Here is a 16,571-nt window from a genome sequence, read left to right as displayed (position 1 = left end):
GATGATGCACTGGCGTAGTAGTTGGATTGCCTTTACCACCATCCTGTTTAAGGAAATCAAGCGCTTTACCCGTATTTGGCCGCAAACGCTGCTGCCACCAGGCATCGTTATGGCGCTGTATTTTGTGATTTTCGGCAAAATGATCGGTTCGCGTATCGGCGAAATGGATGGCTTTGCCTACATCGACTACATAGTGCCGGGTTTGATCATGATGTCGGTGATCACCAATAGTTATTCGAACGTGGCTTCCAGCTTTTTCAGCACCAAGTTTCAGCGCTCGATTGAAGAGCTGATGGTTGCGCCGGTATCGCCGCACGTGATCCTCTTGGGTTATACCCTTGGCGGCGTAGCGCGGGGCTTGGCGGTCGGTTTGATTGTGACCCTAATGTCGCTGTTCTTTACGCGGCTGCAAGTACAGCATGTCGGTTTGACCATCTGTGTGGTGTTCTTTACCTCATTGGTGTTTTCGCTAGGCGGCTTTATCAACTCGGTGTTCGCGCGCACCTTTGACGATATATCCATAGTACCGACCTTTATACTGACGCCTTTGACCTACCTGGGCGGCGTCTTCTACTCGATTCACCTGCTGTCGCCCTTTTGGCAGGGGCTGTCGATGATCAACCCGATTCTGCACATGGTGAATGCTTTCCGTTACGGCATTCTAGGTGTATCCGACATTCCCATTGCTACGGCGCTGATCATCATGGCTGTGTTCACGGTGGCGTTGTACAGCTTGAGCTACTGGTTGCTGGTACGTGGGACCGGCATGCGACAATAATTAGCCTGGCCGCTGGCGTATTACCAGCGGCGCGACTTTGTGGAGACCGAGCATGTCAGAACATTCAGCAGACACTTCGCCTTTAGGTAAATCCAGTGCCTACGTGAGTGTTTATACGCCGTCACTGCTGTTCCCGATTCCGCGCCAACCCAAGTGGCAGGAGTTGGGTCTGGATGCTGCAGCGTTGCCGTTTCATGGTGTGGATATCTGGAATTGCTATGAGCTGTCCTGGCTGACCTCGTCTGGAAAACCAGAGGTGGCTGCGGCGGAATTTGTATTCCCGATCAAGGCAGCGCGGATTGTCGAGTCAAAATCCTTCAAGCTGTATCTGAACTCCTTTAATCAGACGGTCTTTCGGGATAGGCAGGAAGTGCAGCAGACCTTGGAGACCGACCTTTCGGTTGCAGCACAAGGGCCAGTGATGGTGCGCTTGTTGAGTATGCAGCAGCTGCACAAAAGCGGCATGTTGCCGATGGCTGGCGTTTATCTGGATGAACAGGATGTTGAGGTCAGCCGTTACCAATATGACCCATCACTTTTGGCGCTATGCATGCCAAGGGTGGAGGTTAACGAACAACTGTACAGTCACCTGTTGAAGTCCAACTGTCCGGTAACCGGCCAACCTGATTGGGGTAGCTTGCAGATTGATTACCGTGGGCCACAGTTGAACAGAGCGGCACTGCTTCGGTATTTAATCTCTTTTCGCCAACATGCAGATTTTCATGAGCAGTGTGTAGAGCGCATTTTCATGGATTTGCTCAGGCTACTAGGCGAGGGCAGTGAGCTGACTGTGTATGCGCGCTACGTTCGGCGTGGCGGGCTGGACATCAATCCTTACCGTTCAACTCGTGCGGGTATGCCGGAGAATCTGCGGCTTGCACGGCAATAGTAGTGGTGCGTAATTAACTAGACGTGTAGACAGCAAAACGCCGGCAATGCCGGCGTTTTTTATGCCAGAGTTAAGGCTTAGATGCCCATGTCTGACAGACTTTGCATGACGTTGCGTAAGGTGCCGGCCAATGTAGGATGGCGCACGGCAAATTGCTCGGCCATCAGGTTAACGCCATCAACCAGCGTCGGATCTTCCTCTGCCGGCTCGTCGCCTTCCTTTACCAGCAGGCGCGCGTAGATGTTATTAGCCATCCCTTGCAGGGATTCGCGCTCTTCTGCAGTCAGCTCCGCATTGGGATCGTTGAGCGTGTCTTGCAAGGCTTCCAGTTGGGCTTTCAGGCGCTGTGTGGGCATGGCTTACTCCGGTTAAGGTTTTCCATACTATAACCTGTGAGCTGCGCGTTCGTCCGCCCCGATTTACGCTCGCTCGCCCTTTTGCAGGCGTTGGCTGATATCCACCAGGCACGGCATCAGCTCGTCGACCGCATCGATAACATAGTGCGCGCCAGCGTTCAGCAGGGCCATGGTCGCTTGCATTCGCAGCTGATCCTGCTCCACGGATGGTAGCTGCTGCCATCCGGTCATGGCTTGCCGGTCTAGGCTACCGCTCAAGGCGGTCCCGACTGTCCACATGCCGGCGTTCAAGCCGGCTTGAACGCCCGTAGCGGTGCCGCTGACAAGTACGCAATCACTCAGTCGATGGCTTTCCAGCGCCATCGCGACGAGTGCCGGCAAGTCCGGCGCTGGCGCTGGCCGCTGAGCGTCATTGGCTGCTCGGTATGCAAAGGTATTGAGTGCAGACGGCAACTGGAACGGAGTTTGGCTGAGTAAACCAACAGGCTGTTGTTCCGCAGTCAGTTGCTGCAACAGCGGCGCGGCAACCGGCAGCAGCGAGCCCGCAGTGCACGCATCGCACGGCAGCAGAGTGCCGACGACGTCAAAGAGGACAGCCTCGATTCGAGCGTGGGGCATGGGTCATATCCTGGTTTGGTTACGCCATTAAAAATGCCGCCCAAGGTCGCGGTATTGTGCGCGAGAGTGGGCGGCATGATGACCGAATATGATCTGACAGTTTTATTGCACAGTGATGACAATGAACATCACACGGACTCAAACGGCTCCTTGCCCATAGCAATACGCACACTATCGGGAACCGGAATGGGCCGCTGTGAGCTAACGTCGATCCACACCATTTTAACGTCACCTTGGCCAACCAGCTCCGGCTGTCCTTTAACGTACATGCGATGGTCGAGTGTCAGGCTGGAGCGACCCACATCACCGGCATACAGCTCGACGACAACAGTAGCGGGATGTACGACGGGGCGAAGGAAGTGATGGTTGCAGGTCAGTAGCACTAAGCCCTGGCCGATCTCGCGACGATGCGCGCCCAGGCCGTCGAGCCACATGATGCGTGCCTCTTCCAGATACTGGTAATAGCGGGTGTTATTGACGTGCTGGTTGCTGTCCATATCGCCATAGCGGACGGGCAGTTCGCAGCTGTAGAGCACAGGCTTGTTGTTTTCGGTCATAGTAAAATCGCTGATCTATACGAGTAATTTGCATTACACTGGCACGCCCGGCTGGCGGCATCAGTACGCTGTCGGTTATTCAGAGATGAAAACGGAGACGTTGCTGATGAGATTTTTAAATACAGGTGCTGGTGCGGTGTTGCTGTCTTTTTCGACGCTAGCCTGTATTACACCTGTTTTTGCCGATGATTCCTATGAAGATTATGACTCTGGATACGCGAATCCTGATCCGTGGGAAAAACTGAACCGCTTCACCTTTGGTTTTAACGACACGCTTGACCGTTACACGCTCAAGCCGGTTGCCAAGGTCTATGACTGGGCAACGCCGGAATTTGTTAGCGACGGAGTGGGCAACTTTTTCGATAACCTCGGCGAGCCTATGAACTTCGTCAACAACACCTTGCAGCTGAAATTCCGCGATGCGGGTGTTGATATGTCACGCTTTCTATTCAACAGCCTGTTGGGTGGTCTGGGCGTGGTTGATGTTGCGACTCGCATGGGCTTGCAGCGCAGCGATGAAGATCTGGGGCAAACGCTGGGTGCTTGGGGAGTAGGGAGCGGTCCCTACTTTGTGATGCCTTTCTTCGGGCCAAGCACGGCGCGTGATTTCGGCTCCAAGTTTCCAGAGAACTTCTTTAATTACACTTACACCGGTTATATCAGCGATGTACGTGTGCGTAACTCCTGGTTTGCCCTGGACCTGGTTGATACCCGTGCTGGGCTGTTGGAGCGTGAAAAGCTGATACGCGGCGATCGCTACACCTTCGTGCGTAACGCATTTCTGCAAAATCGCGAATACAAGGTCAAGGACGGTAACGTCCAAGACGAGTTCTGAGCTCGGGCGAGCAACCCGCGTAGTTTGCTGTTAGTACAGGTTCGACATTCTCAATCGAGAGTGTCGAACTGAATCCCGATGACGCTACCGCCATCCTCACCTGCCTCACAACGCACTACCTGACCTCTGGCTTGTAAGCCTTGCATGCCCTCTGTAGGGGAAGGGATGGCGAGCTCGACCAAGGTCCCTTCAATGATGCGCTGCGCACATACCACCTGAGCCCCTTGATTAGACAGATCCTGACATTGCACGCCATGGGTCTGGTCATCGGATAAGACCCGCAGGGTGGCTGTGGTCTCCATCTTCATACGCATAAAGTCGCGTTTTTCGCTGTACTGCTGGTCATGAAATGACATGCTTTACTCCGGCTGAGACGCAACAGAATACCGACTGTTCCTATTGCAATATCCTAGTTCGACCTGTGCTGAGAGACAAGCGCCACGGGTGCTATGGGTAACGGTTGCTTGCCGCTGCGGATGGGAGTACTGTTTGCCCCTTGAAAACATCAGGTTTTTCCTGATCTGGCACTCCACCCTGTGGTCATGGCTCCAGCCGCGCTCCATGACATTGACGTAGGGACTCTATGCAGCTTCCAGGCACGACACTGCTGGTGATTGACGACGATGCTCACGTTCGGCAACGCATTTCAGCGCATTTGGAACATGGCGGATATGATGTCTTGCAGGCCAGTGACGCCAGCGAAGGACTCGCCTTGTTCACTGCGCAGCGTCCGGGCTTGGTGCTCTGTGACCTTCACCTGGGACACGGCCGTGGTTTTGAGTTGGTACGTGAAATTACCGACAGCGCCCCTGATATCCCGGTCATTGTCGTCTCCGACAGTGGCTTGATGAGCGACGTGGTAGAAGCCCTTCGCCTTGGCGCCAGTGATTATCTAATCAAACCCTTGGATGACTTGGTGTTGCTTGAGCACGCGGTACGTCGCTCGCTCGACCGGTCTCGCCTGCGTATTGAAAACCAGCGTATTCGTGAACGTCTGGAGCGCGCCAACCGCGATCTGGAAAACCACCTTAAAGAATTACGCGACGACCAAGCTGCCGGTCACCAGGTCCAGCTCAATATGCTGCCCGCATCGCCTTGGGTCAGCGGAGAGTACACTTTCGAGCACCGCTTAATTCCTTCTTTGTATCTGTCCGGCGATTTTGTCGACTATTTCCGTGTGTCCGATAGCCAACTGGCTTTCTATCTAGCGGACGTTTCCGGGCATGGTTCTTCTTCTGCTTTCGTTACGGTATTGCTCAAGTTCATGACGACGCGCTTGATGTACGAACAGCGCAAGGCTGAAAATGCCGGGCGTATCGAGTTCAAGCCGTCCGATGTGTTGAGTCATATCAACCGTAGCCTGATTGCCTGCAAGCTGGGCAAGCATGTCACCATGTTGGGTGGCGTAATTGACGAACACAAGCAAACGCTGACCTACAGCATTGGCGGGCATTTGCCGTTGCCGATGATTTTTGCGGATGGCGAAGCACGGTATTTGCTGGGTAAGGGGCGGCCTGTTGGTTTGTTTGACGACGCCGAGTATCACAACGAGGTAATTGATTTACCTGCGAAGTTTAGTCTGGCACTTTGCTCCGATGGGGTGCTTGATTGCCTTGAAGGGACTACTCTGAAAGAGAAAGAAGCGCGCTTGCCCCAGCTGTTTGCTGAATCTGGCGGCGCATTACGCGGGTTACTGGCAGGTTTTGGGTTAGATCCCAACAAGACCATGCCCGATGATATTTCCGTTTTGGTGTTAGGCAGGAACGCAGAATGATGAGTACTGGCAAGATCCAGTTTGCGGAATCGCAGGGCACCTTTGTACTCAAGTTCATTGGTGACGTCAGGCTGACGCTCTGTGCGGCACTGGATGCTTATATCGAAAAAATCTTCAGCGTGCTCAGTTTTGAGTCGATCGTTATCGATTTGACTGAAACCGAAGGTATAGACAGCACCTCCCTTGGCCTGCTGGCTAAGCTCTCGATTCTATCCAAGCAGAAGGTGGGCTTTCTACCTACGCTGGTTTCCAACCATGAGGACATGAACCGATTGCTGCAAAGCATGGGTTTTGACCAAGTGTTCAACATCGTCTCCGAAACCACACCCACCTGTGCCGAACTGAAAGACCTGCCAGGACAGATGTTGTCTGAAGAGAAGGTTAAGAGGAAGGTGCTGGAGGCGCATCATATTTTGATGCAACTCAATGACAGCAACCGCGAGGCCTTCCGTGACCTCGTCAGTGCTTTGGAATCAGACGCCTGATTTGATCCGCGCAGCAATCAACTTTTCCAATTTGACCTGATCGGCCGCAAAGGCGCGTATACCTTCCGCGAGCTTCTCTGTGGCCATCGCGTCTTCATTGTGTTGCCAGCGGAAGCGCTCTTCGTTTAATACGTCGCGGTCGTCAATTTGTCCTGCGTGCAGCAGCGGGGAAAGGGCTAGTACGCCATCTTCTTCCTTCAGGCTTTGTAGCAGCGCGGGGCTGATTGTCAGGCGGTCGCAGCCGGTAAGTGCTTCGATCTGGCCTAGGTTGCGAAAGCTCGCACCCATAACGACAGTGTTGTACAGATGCTGTTTATAGTAGCGGTAAATCCGCGCTACCGATTGCACGCCTGGATCATCCAATCCGCTGAAATCACGGCCTTCCTGTTTTTTATACCAATCGTAAATACGACCAACAAAAGGCGAAATCAGAAATACGCCCGCGTCTGCGCAGGCTTTGGCCTGAGCAAAGGAAAACAGCAACGTCAAGTTGCATTGAATACCTGCGCGCTCTAGCTCTGCAGCCGCTTGAATACCTTCCCACGTGGAGGCGATTTTGATCAGCACCCTATCGCGGGTAACGCCAACACTTTCATAGCGCTCAATCAGCTCGAATGCTTTTTTCAGGGTGGCGGGTCGATCAAATGAAAGTCGTGCGTCTACTTCGGTAGAAATGCGGCCCGGGATTAGCTTAATGATGTCGCTACCTACCGCCACGGCAAAGCGGTCGCAGGCTTCGGCTACTGGGTCAGGGCTGCGCGCGGCCTCGGTTATTACGCGGTTGAGCAAAGGGCTGTAGCTTTCTTGCTCGGCAGCTTTCAATAACAGAGATGGGTTGGTAGTCGCATCGACTGGCTGCAGGGTGCGGATGGCGTCGATGTCGCCGGTATCGGCGACAATCAAGGTATGTTGCTTAAGACTTTCCAGTTTTGAACTCATGGCATTCCGTATGCTTCAACAGGTTGCCTAGACCTTACCTCAAGCGGGTTGAAGCTCGCAATCGCGCGGTTGCAGACGCTGTGTCATATCTTCCAACAGCTGATCATAGAGAGCCAATGGCTGGTCTGTTTGATGAATAGTACTGCTCAACTGACGGCGGAAATGTCGAGCGCCCGGTATTCCCTGAAACAGGCCCAGTATGTGCCGGGTTACGTGGTTCATCACGCCGCCTTGCTCGATATGCCGTGCTATGTAGGGACGCATCTGTGCCATCACCTCCAGGCGCGAGAGGGGAGGCGTATCGTCGCCGTAAAAGCGCTGATCCACTTCGGCCATCATGTAGGGGTTGTGGTAAGCCTCCCGGCCAACCATAACGCCATCTAGCTCTTCTAGGTGCTGCTGCATGATATTCAGATCGGTTAGGCCGCCGTTCAGTAAGATTTCCAATTGCGGAAAATCTTTTTTCAATTGGTGCACTACGTCATATTTGAGCGGTGGAATGTCGCGGTTTTCTTTGGGCGATAACCCCTCAAGGATGGCGATACGCGCATGCACCGCGAAAGTATTACAGCCGGCCTCATGCACCTGACCAACAAAGTCGCACAGCTCCGCATAGCTGTCGCGGCCGTTGATGCCAATGCGGTGTTTGACAGTCACTGGAATACTGCAGGCATCGCGCATCGCTTTGACACCGTCGGCAACCAGTTGCGGGTGGCCCATCAGGCAAGCGCCGATCAAATTGTTCTGCACCCGATCACTTGGGCAGCCTACATTCAAATTGACCTCAGCAAAATTAGCCTTCTCCGCCAAAGCGGCGCATTGCGCGAGCTCGGCGGCATTGCTGCCGCCCAGCTGCAGCGCAAGTGGTTGCTCTTCAGGGTTGAAGCCGAGAAAGCGCGTGCGGTCACCATGAATCACCGCCCCGGTGGTCACCATCTCGGTATACATCAGGGTGTGACGGGTAATCAGACGGGCAAAATAGCGGTAATGACGGTCAGTCCAATCCATCATCGGCGCAACGGAAAAGCGGCGATTGGGCTCTGGGCGCGTGGTTGCCGGGCTAGAGTGCTGATTTTGGTGCATTAGTGACTGCCTGTTTAGTGCCTATTTACTGCCGTTTTAAGCTGTTTTCTAACGGTCGTTGCTACACAGTAGCAGCGACCGGGAAAATGTAGCACTGCTGTGGGAGCGATTACGGCATTGAAGAGAAGCGCGAGTACAACTAGCTACACGGCGCAGAGGGGCGATAGTTTATCAGGAAAGCCTGACTGTTGAGTAAACCGGCAGTCAGCGCTTGGCTCAGTGCAGAGCTCATGCACTCATAGCGAAATTGGGATGCTCCCATCTCTACCGCAGCTTATTTCGCTTGCGCCACGTGTACTAAGCTCAGGTTCCGGGGGCATTCCAGCCTGAGCGAAAGCCCGGCTGACAAACTCACAAAGTTTGTGCCTGTACTAGCTTATTGTCACAGGGGGACGCGAAGGCGTAGTAATTGCGCGCTTATTCCTGCTCGTCTGCATAGGATTGGTTCAGCATTTAGCTCTGAATCACATCTGCGCAAAGCACGCAGGCGCCTGTAAAAGTAGGCGTGCAACCTCTGCAACCTCAAGAAGAATGCGCCCGCTACCGCCACTTGCTCCGCATGCACAAGAAAGCTGTGCAGTGGGTATGATAGTGACAATCGATAGCAGTCTCTGTAGTCGCTCTGATCTGTTATTCACCAAGCTAATAGCGCGTTGATCATGTTGCTGGCGAATGCTTCCGAGGTTCGTGGCATTAGTCCAAACTGCGAGACAGGCCCTATCCATGCCCGACTGATGTTGCTCAGCAAAGTCTTGTTGTAGAGCTTGTCTATAAAGACTGCAGGCAGCGCTTTTCAGGACAATAACAAATAAAGGTAGCTTTCATGCAGCAGTCTCAACAAGCCAAGAACGCTTGGCGGGTTCTCTTCCTGCTTTTTCTCGCCAACATGTTCAATTTCTTTGACCGCACTATTCCGGCAATCATCATCGAGCCACTTCGACGCGAATGGGATCTGAGCGATTTTCAGCTGGGCTTGGGCGGCACTGCATTTACCGTCATCTACGCGCTGGCGGGCATTCAGCTGGGCCGGATGGCCGACGTAGGCTCGAGGCGCAAGATTATGGGTTGGGGCTTGGCGGCATGGAGCGGCTTTACTGCGTTGACGGGCGCTGCCTGGAATTTCTGGAGCTTCCTGGCCATTCGCATGGGCGTGGGCGTGGGGGAAGCCAGCTACGCCCCAGCAGCCAACTCGTTGATCGGCGATTTGTTTCCGGCGCATAAGCGCGCCCGCGCTATGGGCATCTTTATGTTGGGCTTGCCGCTAGGTCTGCTGTTGGCATTCTTTACGGTAGGGGCCATGGTTGAAGCCTTCGACAGCTGGCGCGCGCCGTTTTTTATTGCTGCGGTACCGGGGTTGGTATTGGCGGTTTTCGTATTCTTCATCAAGGAACCAGAGCGCGGTGCGGCAGAGACGGTAAAAATCAGTCGTGCTCCGGTCAGTAACCCGATACGTAAGATATTCGCGGTGCGCACCTTTTGGTGGCTGACGTTGGCCGGCCTAGCTTATAACTTTGCATCTTATGCCTGTAACTCTTTTATGGTGCCAATGCTGCAACGCTATTTTCATCTGCCTTTGCAGGAAGCTGCGGTATCAACCGGGGTCATCGTTGGTATTACCGGGCTGATTGGCCTGACGACAGGCGGCTGGATCGCGGACAAAGTGCACCAACGCTGGGCCACGGGGCGCTTGATGTTTGGCGCGGTGAGTATGCTAGTTGCCGCATTGGCAACGGGCTATGCGCTGCTGGCTGGCGAGATTGAGATTGGCGTATTTATCGGTGTATTCGCGTTTGGTTGGTTGTTCTCGTATAACTATTTCACCAGTGTTTACACAGCAATTCAGGACGTTATCGAGCCGCGTTTGCGAGCGACCGCCGTTGCAGTGTTTTTTGCTTGTCTGTATTTGTTTGGCGGTGGCATGGGGCCAATGGTGGTGGGCTTGTTGTCTGATCATTTTGCCGAGTCTGCACAGCTGGCGGCTGGCGCTTCGGAGATGAGTGAAGTCTTCAAGGCGCAGGGACTACACGATGCCATGTTGTTGATTCCGGTAGCACTGTTGCTCGCGATGGCGGCTTTGTTGGTGGCGTCACGTTATTTTGTTGCTGATGCTAGGGCAATGGAAGCCGGAATGGCACTTGGTGCTGAGCAAGCAGAGCTTGAAGAGGCTGCAGCAGCTGCGTCAACCTGAGTCTCTTTTTGGAAAAAAAGCCCGGCGATTGCCGGGCTTTTGCGTTTTGGTGTTAAGAGGATGGGTTATTGCTGAGCCTTTCTACGCCGAGCAGGGTGCTCGGCAAATCCAATGACGTGAAATGCTTCATGACAGGTATGGCCAGGAACGCTGTAGACCGCTTTAGACGTCTCGGCACGGGAAGGGCTGTTGCAGGATTTTTAGGGACAATCAGGCAGGTTTGACAGGTAGAGCGCTGAGCAAATTGCTGATTTTTGTCAGGGTTTCCTGGTACTCGGCATCCACGTTGGAATCGGCGACTATGCCGCCTCCGCCCCAGCAATAAATCTGCTGGTTGGTGCATATCAGGCTGCGGATGGCGATATTAAAATCCATCTGGCCTTCGCAACCTATGTATCCCACGCCGCCGCAGTAGAGGCTGCGTCTTACTGGCTCGAGTTCTTCGATGATCTGCATGGCGCGTATCTTCGGCGCACCTGTAATCGAGCCACCGGGAAAGGTGTTTCGCAGCAGGTCTATGGCATCTTGATCGGGTCTGAGGGTGCCGGTAACGCTGCTAACTAGGTGGTGCACGTTGGGATAGCTTTCCAGGCCGAACAGCTCAGGTACGCGAATGCTGCCCGGCACACAGCTACGTCCTAAATCGTTGCGTAGCAGATCGACAATCATCAGATTCTCGGCACGGTCCTTAGCGCAATGCTGCAGCTCGGCGGCTAGCACCTGGTCCTCTTCCGGGGTGTTTCCACGAGCGCGGGTGCCCTTGATTGGGCGCGCTTCAATCTGACGGTCACGCAATTGCAGAAAGCGCTCGGGAGACAGGCTTAGTAGCGCTCCGTGCGGAGTTTCCAGATAGGCAGAAAACGGCGTGGGGCTGGTTTGCCGCAGTTGCCGATAGGCGTCCAGAGGATCGCCCTTAAAGCGCGTGCTGAAACGTTGTGCCAGGTTGATCTGGTAACAGTCGCCGGCGTGGATGTACCGCTGGATGCGGTCGAAGGCGTGGCTGTAATCGGTTTTGCTTTGCTCCGCATGGAAGGGCGCTTGTAGCTGAAAGGGTTGCAGCGATGGTTGAGCGCTCTTCAGGTGCTCTAGTAATTCAATACGCTGCGCTGCTGGCAGCGCTGGGTGACATACCAGCCAGCAACGTTGTAGTAGGTGGTCGGTTACCAGGCTCCAGAGGTGGATGCCAAGACTCAGGTTGGGCAGTTGGATATCCGCTTTGGCAGTCGTGGGCAGGTCTTCCAGCTCGCGGGCTAGGTCATAACTCAGATAACCCAGTGCACCGGCGCCGAAAGGTAGCTGTTGTGTGTTGGGCCAGCGGGCGGGGCCAAGGGTACGTAAAGCGTCACGTAGCTTGGAAAAGACGTCATCCAGATTGCCAGTGGATTCAATCTGCTCAACAGGCGCTGCGCTAAGAATGCTGTAGCGGCCCAACTGTGAGCGATTATCGGCGGAGTCGAGCAGAACCGGCGAGCCAAGACCCCGCAGGCTGATCAGTCGAGGTAACGGATCAGCCTGGTAGGCAAGCTCACTGAGGTGGTATTCAGGCATGGACGGCAATGCCTGGGTTCATGCAGGTTCTGGGCTAGGCTGGGTGTCGCTAGGCTCAGCATTGAGTTGCGCGCCAAAATGCAACTGCGAGAACGCTACACGTTCGTCAACCGTTTCTGTTTTTCCGGCTTTCTTCAGTGCTGCCAAATGGTGCTCGACCAGGTGACAGCGCGCAGTGAGGCCGGTGTCGTTGGCGATCTGGATGTTAAGGCCTGGGCGAGCGTTGAGCTCAAGAATCAGCGGGCCCTTATCCTGATCCAGTACCAGGTCTACACCAATATAACCAAGACCCGACAGCTCGTAGCAGGACGCGGCCAAGGTCATGAAGCCGTTCCAATCGGGCAGCTGCACGCCTTCGACCGGGTTAGTGGTGTCGGGGTGCTTATTAATGATGTTGTTCAGCCAGGTGCCTTTGAGGGTCAGCCCGGTGGCCAGATCCACGCCTACGCCAATAGCGCCTTGGTGCAGGTTGGCTTTGCCGCCGGACTGCCGGGTAGGCAGACGTAGCATGCCCATCACCGGATAGCCCATCAGGCAGATGATACGAATATCCGGCACGCCTTCGTAACTGATGCTTTTGAAGATCTCGTCCGGGGTGACCCGGTATTCGATCAGCACGCGGTCGCGGTGACCGCCAAGCGAATAAAGGCCCGAGAGAATACTGGAGATGTGATGCTCGATCTCTTCGTGGCTGATGATCTTGCCTGAGACGGTCCGGTAGCGACCTTCGTAGCGATCGGCAATGACCAAAATACCATCGCCACCAGCGCCTTGCGCTGGCTTAACCACGAAGTCGGAGTAGGGCGCGACAATAGAGTCAAACTTGTCGATGTCTTTTTCCGTGTCGATGATGCCGTACATCTCGGGCACGTTGATGCCAGCGGCAATGGCGCGTTCCTTGGTCAGGATCTTGTCATCAACCACGGGATATAAATGGCGCTTGTTGTACTTGAGTACATAGTCGGCGTTGCGGCGGTTGATGCCCATGACACCTTGCGCCTGCAATGCCTTCCAGGTTTTCCAGAAAAACATGATGCTCTCCTCAGGCCTGTTTGCTGAGTGCTTTGAAACGCACCAGCTCGGTCAGGCGGTAGCCGCGGTAGCGACCCATGGCCAGCATGAAGGCAACCAGAATTAACAACACGGCCGGGAAGGTGAACACAAAATAGGTCAGCTCCGGAATGGTCATCAACAGGTGCGCCAGCGTGGCAGCAATCATAGTGCCCACGGCAGCTTTGAGTGAGTGACCCGCACCGCGCTCTTCCCAAGTGATCGAGAGACGTTCGATGGTCATGGTCAGAATCACCATCGGGAACAGAGACACGGCCAGTGCGCGTTCCATGCCCAGCTTGTGACTGATCAGACTAATAACGGCAATCAGCAGCACCACGAAGGTCAATACGACCGATAGACGTGGCAGCATCTGCAACTTCAAGTGTTCAAGGTAGGAACGTAACGACAGGCCCAGCGCGATGATGATGGTGAACAGCGCGATGCCCCAGACGATATCCGTCTCGCGGAAGGCCAAGGCAATCAGCACCGGGGTAAAGGTCCCGAGTGTCTGTACCCCGATCAGGTTACGCAGTACCAGAATGACCAGTACGCCGATCGGGATCATGATCATCACCTGATACACGCGCTGCGCTTGCAACGGCAGGCCGTACAGGGAGTATTCGAGCAGTGCAGAAGCACGGTTCTCGGTGGTCAGCTTGGCCAGGCGAAGGGCGTTCATCTCGCTGTTGGTAACGGTCAGTGCAACGTTGCTCTGGCGGCCGCCTTCCATCGATAGCAGCGGCTCCGGACCGGTCCACCAGACTAACCGATTGTCAGGCATACCTTGCTGCCCGGTTTCCGGGTGGAAGTACATCCAGCGCTCGCCGTTGTAGCTGCGCAGCCAAAGCTCTGGCGACTGGGCTTCAGTGTTCTCAAGGCGGATGGTGTGCACCATTTCCAGCGGGATGCGGGCGTTGGATAGCAGCAGATCAATGACCCGAGCTTTGTCCATCGCGCCGGTGCCGCCATTGAGCAGCAGCTTGACGTTGTCGTCGGTGATGTCGTTGACGCGGCGGATGGTCTCACTGATAAAGGTTTCGATATCAGCGGAGTGCTGGCGAATAGGGTTGATCAAGGCGTCGGCAGCAATTTGCTCCGGGCCTTCCAGCGGGATCGGCTGACGCGGCGGTGGCGGGGCAGCAGCAGCTTGTTCTTCGCTGTACCGTTTGGTCAGTACCAAGCGGTAATACAGGGTTTGGTTACCACTGGCACGGCGTGACGACCAGGTTACCCGGCGGTTGCCGTTCTGGCTGTTAACGCTCACACCGTAGTTGTTGGAGATAAAGCTCTCGTTGAGGCTAACGTACTCCTGATTCAACGGTGGAATATAAAACTGCGCCTTGATTGGCGTGCCGGGCGTTGCTCTGAACTCGACTTTGGCATCCAGGCTCCAGATGTCGTCGGTTTCATCTTCGGTTACCGGGATATCCAGGACGTAAATTTGATAGCCGGTAATGAGGAAACCCAAGCTTACGAGCACGGCAATCAGGATTTTCAGGTGCAGATTTATTGAATGCATAGTTTTCTCAACGTCTGTTTTAAGTCGGCGTTGCCCTGAAAATCTGGCAGGAGGCGCGGCACGCTGGCGGCATCTTAGCATGACCCTGCGCTGCCTCGTAGAGGCTGGTTACAGGTTCTGTTCAGCTATCGGCATCACGGTGTCGATGTAAATTGTCGACAATCCGACGGCCGCTGCCGCTTCAAGTTCCATTGTAAGTGGGGTTATCTGCAGCATAGCCCAGGAATTGAAGGGCGTATTGTTGACAATTACGGGTTGTGGCGCGCAAAATCCAGTGGTTTTTGAATTCCTTCTCAAGGATTGTCTACAATTGACCTCCATAGAACTGGAAGAACCTACCAAAACCCTATCTGACGGAGCCTTCCGCCAGATTCAGACGGCTATCGTCAAGGGCGATATCGCCCCTGGCACGCGCATCAGCGAGCAATACCTTTCTACTACCTTTGGGATTGGCCGCGGCCCGCTGCGCGAGGCTATTCGCCGTTTGGAAGGTCGCCGCCTCGTGGTACGCATCCCGCATGCCGGGGTAAGGGTTGTGTCGCTCAGCTATGAAGAGCTGATTGAGCTGTATCACGTGCGCGAGGCGTTGGAAGGCATGGCTTGCCGCTTGGCGGCGCAGAATATGACGGACGATGAGATTCAGGGCCTGCGCGATGTGCTCGCCATGCACGAGCAGCACAGTGGCCTGAAGGAAAATAAGTCCTACTATCAACAGGAAGGTGATCTGGATATTCACTTCTTGATAGTGCAGGGCAGCAAAAACCGAACGCTCAGCAACATGCTGTGTGACGAGCTGTATCACCTGGTGCGTATGTATCGCTATCGCTTCTCTACCACGCCCAAGCGACCACAACAGGCCTTTGCCGAACACCACAATCTTATTCAAGCCATTGCTGATCGTGATGGCGAACTTGCGGAAATGCTGATGCGTCGTCATATCAGCGCATCTCGCCGCAATATCGAGCGCCGCATGCAAGAGCAGCGCGCTACCACTTCCTCAGGAGGGAAAGTCTGATGTCGAAAACCCCAGGTCAACGTTTCCGTGATGCTATTGCTGCAGAGAGTCCACTGCAGGTCATTGGTGCTATCAACGCCAACCACGCGTTGCTGGCTAAGCGTGCTGGCTTTAAGGCTATTTATCTGTCAGGTGGTGGTGTGGCTGCCGGTTCATTGGGCTTGCCGGATCTGGGCATCAATACCCTGGAAGACGTGCTGATTGATGTGCGGCGTATTACCGACGTATGCGATCTGCCGTTGCTGGTCGACATTGATACCGGCTTTGGTCCCAGCGCCTTCAATATTGAGCGCACCGTTAAAAGCCTAATCAAGGCGGGTGCCGGCGCGGCACATATCGAAGACCAGGTAGGCGCCAAGCGCTGCGGTCATCGCCCCGGCAAGGAGATTGTCTCCACTGAAGAAATGGTCAATCGCATCAAGGCCGCTGTGGACGCCAAGACCGATCCGAGCTTCTTCCTGATTGCGCGCACTGATGCCATTCAGGCAGAAGGCGTGGACGCGGCCATCGAGCGTTGCAAGGCCTATGTTGAAGCGGGTGCTGACGGCATCTTCGCCGAAGCCGCCTACGATCTACCGACCTACGAGCGCTTTGTTAAAGAGCTGAACGTTCCCATTCTGGCGAACATCACCGAGTTTGGCGCGACGCCGTTGTTTACCCGCGATGAGCTGGCGTCTGTCGGTGTAGCTATCCAGCTGTATCCATTGTCAGCCTTCCGCGCTGCTAACAAAGCTGCTGAAAATGTTTACACCAGCATCCGTAACGAAGGGCATCAGCAGAACGTCGTCGACAGCATGCAGACACGCGCCGAGCTCTATGACCGCATCGGTTATCACGCGTTTGAGGAAAAGCTCGACGCGCTATTCGCCGCCGGTAAAAAGTAACTATTTATTGACTTGATCATCTAGCCCAGCCCCGTCCGTGCGGGGTTGTT

General features: G+C 54.6%; 17 protein-coding genes. 8 read left to right on the top strand and 9 right to left on the bottom strand.

The annotated features are described in order from the left end of the window. Position 1 precedes the first annotated feature (1 nt). Together AC1XYH_RS09895 and queF are read left to right on the top strand one after the other, a co-directional pair. The gene (locus AC1XYH_RS09895; protein ID WP_483323036.1) at positions 2-778 is read left to right on the top strand and encodes an ABC transporter permease; all 777 of its coding nucleotides are present in this window, start codon (positions 2-4) and stop codon (positions 776-778) included. A gap of 52 nt (positions 779-830) precedes the next feature. Further along, entirely contained in the window at positions 831-1,667 is an 837-nt protein-coding gene (gene queF, locus AC1XYH_RS09890) for an NADPH-dependent 7-cyano-7-deazaguanine reductase QueF (protein WP_483323035.1), read from the top strand. Positions 1,668-1,744: 77 nt separating this feature from the next. On the opposite strand, the gene AC1XYH_RS09885 is transcribed toward queF, so the two are convergent. The 3 genes from AC1XYH_RS09885 to AC1XYH_RS09875 all read right to left on the bottom strand — a co-directional run bounded on the left by AC1XYH_RS09885 (position 1,745) and on the right by AC1XYH_RS09875 (position 3,198). Then, complete coding sequence (locus tag AC1XYH_RS09885; RefSeq protein WP_483323034.1) at positions 1,745-2,023, bottom strand: DUF4404 family protein; 279 nt, start codon at positions 2,021-2,023, stop codon at positions 1,745-1,747. Between the two features lie 63 nt (positions 2,024-2,086). Then, a complete protein-coding gene (locus AC1XYH_RS09880) occupies positions 2,087-2,641 on the bottom strand; it encodes an HAD family phosphatase (protein WP_483323033.1) in 555 nt (184 codons plus the stop codon). A 128-nt stretch (positions 2,642-2,769) separates the two neighbouring features. Beyond that, complete coding sequence (locus AC1XYH_RS09875; protein ID WP_483323032.1) at positions 2,770-3,198, bottom strand: acyl-CoA thioesterase; 429 nt, start codon at positions 3,196-3,198, stop codon at positions 2,770-2,772. Between the two features lie 106 nt (positions 3,199-3,304). Between AC1XYH_RS09875 and AC1XYH_RS09870 the strand changes: the two genes are divergently transcribed. Next, positions 3,305-4,033 (top strand): MlaA family lipoprotein, encoded by a 729-nt coding sequence (locus AC1XYH_RS09870; RefSeq protein ID WP_483323031.1) that lies wholly within the window; start codon positions 3,305-3,307, stop codon positions 4,031-4,033. A 50-nt stretch (positions 4,034-4,083) separates the two neighbouring features. Here the strand turns inward: AC1XYH_RS09870 and AC1XYH_RS09865 are convergent, their stop codons facing one another. Beyond that, positions 4,084-4,389 (bottom strand): PilZ domain-containing protein, encoded by a 306-nt coding sequence (locus tag AC1XYH_RS09865; RefSeq protein ID WP_483323030.1) that lies wholly within the window; start codon positions 4,387-4,389, stop codon positions 4,084-4,086. Positions 4,390-4,616: 227 nt separating this feature from the next. Here AC1XYH_RS09865 and AC1XYH_RS09860 point away from each other — a divergent pair, with 227 nt between their 5' ends. Continuing rightward, positions 4,617-5,807: a PP2C family protein-serine/threonine phosphatase gene (locus tag AC1XYH_RS09860; RefSeq protein ID WP_483323029.1), complete on the top strand. Its 1,191-nt coding sequence runs from the start codon at positions 4,617-4,619 to the stop codon at positions 5,805-5,807. Continuing rightward, positions 5,807-6,292: an anti-sigma factor antagonist RssC gene (gene rssC / locus AC1XYH_RS09855; protein WP_483326347.1), complete on the top strand. Its 486-nt coding sequence runs from the start codon at positions 5,807-5,809 to the stop codon at positions 6,290-6,292. The genes AC1XYH_RS09860 and rssC overlap by 1 nt, the downstream gene beginning before the upstream one ends. Here the strand turns inward: rssC and tal are convergent. Then, a complete protein-coding gene (gene tal / locus AC1XYH_RS09850; RefSeq protein WP_483323028.1) occupies positions 6,281-7,231 on the bottom strand; it encodes a transaldolase in 951 nt (316 codons plus the stop codon). The two genes, rssC and tal, sit on opposite strands and share 12 nt — an antisense overlap. Positions 7,232-7,270: 39 nt before the next feature. Then, positions 7,271-8,314, bottom strand: a complete 1,044-nt coding sequence (gene dusA / locus AC1XYH_RS09845; protein ID WP_483323027.1) for a tRNA dihydrouridine(20/20a) synthase DusA — start codon at positions 8,312-8,314, stop codon at positions 7,271-7,273. An 823-nt stretch (positions 8,315-9,137) separates the two neighbouring features. Between dusA and AC1XYH_RS09840 the strand changes: the two genes are divergently transcribed. Beyond that, positions 9,138-10,502, top strand: coding sequence for a spinster family MFS transporter (locus AC1XYH_RS09840; RefSeq protein WP_483323026.1), 1,365 nt, complete (start codon positions 9,138-9,140; stop codon positions 10,500-10,502). A 210-nt stretch (positions 10,503-10,712) separates the two neighbouring features. On the opposite strand, the gene pabB is transcribed toward AC1XYH_RS09840, so the two are convergent. Genes pabB through rloB form a run of 3 tightly spaced genes read right to left on the bottom strand, consistent with a single transcriptional unit; the run spans position 10,713 to position 14,622 of the window. Next, positions 10,713-12,050, bottom strand: a complete 1,338-nt coding sequence (gene pabB, locus AC1XYH_RS09835; protein ID WP_483323025.1) for an aminodeoxychorismate synthase component I — start codon at positions 12,048-12,050, stop codon at positions 10,713-10,715. 18 nt (positions 12,051-12,068) lie between these two features. Beyond that, positions 12,069-13,082 (bottom strand): alpha-L-glutamate ligase-like protein, encoded by a 1,014-nt coding sequence (locus AC1XYH_RS09830; protein WP_483323024.1) that lies wholly within the window; start codon positions 13,080-13,082, stop codon positions 12,069-12,071. A 10-nt stretch (positions 13,083-13,092) separates the two neighbouring features. After that, complete coding sequence (rloB, locus tag AC1XYH_RS09825) at positions 13,093-14,622, bottom strand: osmotic stress tolerance membrane protein RloB (RefSeq protein WP_483323023.1); 1,530 nt, start codon at positions 14,620-14,622, stop codon at positions 13,093-13,095. Positions 14,623-14,932: 310 nt separating this feature from the next. On the opposite strand from rloB, the gene AC1XYH_RS09820 reads away from it, so the two are divergent. After that, entirely contained in the window at positions 14,933-15,637 is a 705-nt protein-coding gene (locus tag AC1XYH_RS09820; RefSeq protein ID WP_483323022.1) for a GntR family transcriptional regulator, read from the top strand. Next, positions 15,637-16,521, top strand: coding sequence for a methylisocitrate lyase (gene prpB / locus AC1XYH_RS09815; RefSeq protein ID WP_483323021.1), 885 nt, complete (start codon positions 15,637-15,639; stop codon positions 16,519-16,521). The genes AC1XYH_RS09820 and prpB overlap by 1 nt, the downstream gene beginning before the upstream one ends. Positions 16,522-16,571: the final 50 nt, after the last annotated feature.

The organism is Pseudomonas sp. GW-45 (genome assembly GCF_056896675.1).
The sequence above is the reverse complement of the archived record's forward strand: the minus strand, read 5'-3'. Positions and strand labels throughout refer to the sequence as shown.

Coding starts and splice junctions, on each gene's coding strand:
- dusA (WP_483323027.1), bottom strand. CDS start 8,314: ATGCACCAAAATCAGCACTCTAGCCCGGCAACCACGCGCCCAGAGCCC.
- AC1XYH_RS09860 (WP_483323029.1), top strand. CDS start 4,617: ATGCAGCTTCCAGGCACGACACTGCTGGTGATTGACGACGATGCTCAC.
- tal (WP_483323028.1), bottom strand. CDS start 7,231: ATGAGTTCAAAACTGGAAAGTCTTAAGCAACATACCTTGATTGTCGCC.
- queF (WP_483323035.1), top strand. CDS start 831: ATGTCAGAACATTCAGCAGACACTTCGCCTTTAGGTAAATCCAGTGCC.
- AC1XYH_RS09880 (WP_483323033.1), bottom strand. CDS start 2,641: ATGCCCCACGCTCGAATCGAGGCTGTCCTCTTTGACGTCGTCGGCACT.
- AC1XYH_RS09830 (WP_483323024.1), bottom strand. CDS start 13,082: ATGTTTTTCTGGAAAACCTGGAAGGCATTGCAGGCGCAAGGTGTCATG.
- AC1XYH_RS09870 (WP_483323031.1), top strand. CDS start 3,305: ATGAGATTTTTAAATACAGGTGCTGGTGCGGTGTTGCTGTCTTTTTCG.
- AC1XYH_RS09865 (WP_483323030.1), bottom strand. CDS start 4,389: ATGTCATTTCATGACCAGCAGTACAGCGAAAAACGCGACTTTATGCGT.
- AC1XYH_RS09895 (WP_483323036.1), top strand. CDS start 2: ATGATGCACTGGCGTAGTAGTTGGATTGCCTTTACCACCATCCTGTTT.
- rssC (WP_483326347.1), top strand. CDS start 5,807: ATGAGTACTGGCAAGATCCAGTTTGCGGAATCGCAGGGCACCTTTGTA.
- pabB (WP_483323025.1), bottom strand. CDS start 12,050: ATGCCTGAATACCACCTCAGTGAGCTTGCCTACCAGGCTGATCCGTTA.
- AC1XYH_RS09875 (WP_483323032.1), bottom strand. CDS start 3,198: ATGACCGAAAACAACAAGCCTGTGCTCTACAGCTGCGAACTGCCCGTC.
- prpB (WP_483323021.1), top strand. CDS start 15,637: ATGTCGAAAACCCCAGGTCAACGTTTCCGTGATGCTATTGCTGCAGAG.
- rloB (WP_483323023.1), bottom strand. CDS start 14,622: ATGCATTCAATAAATCTGCACCTGAAAATCCTGATTGCCGTGCTCGTA.
- AC1XYH_RS09840 (WP_483323026.1), top strand. CDS start 9,138: ATGCAGCAGTCTCAACAAGCCAAGAACGCTTGGCGGGTTCTCTTCCTG.
- AC1XYH_RS09885 (WP_483323034.1), bottom strand. CDS start 2,023: ATGCCCACACAGCGCCTGAAAGCCCAACTGGAAGCCTTGCAAGACACG.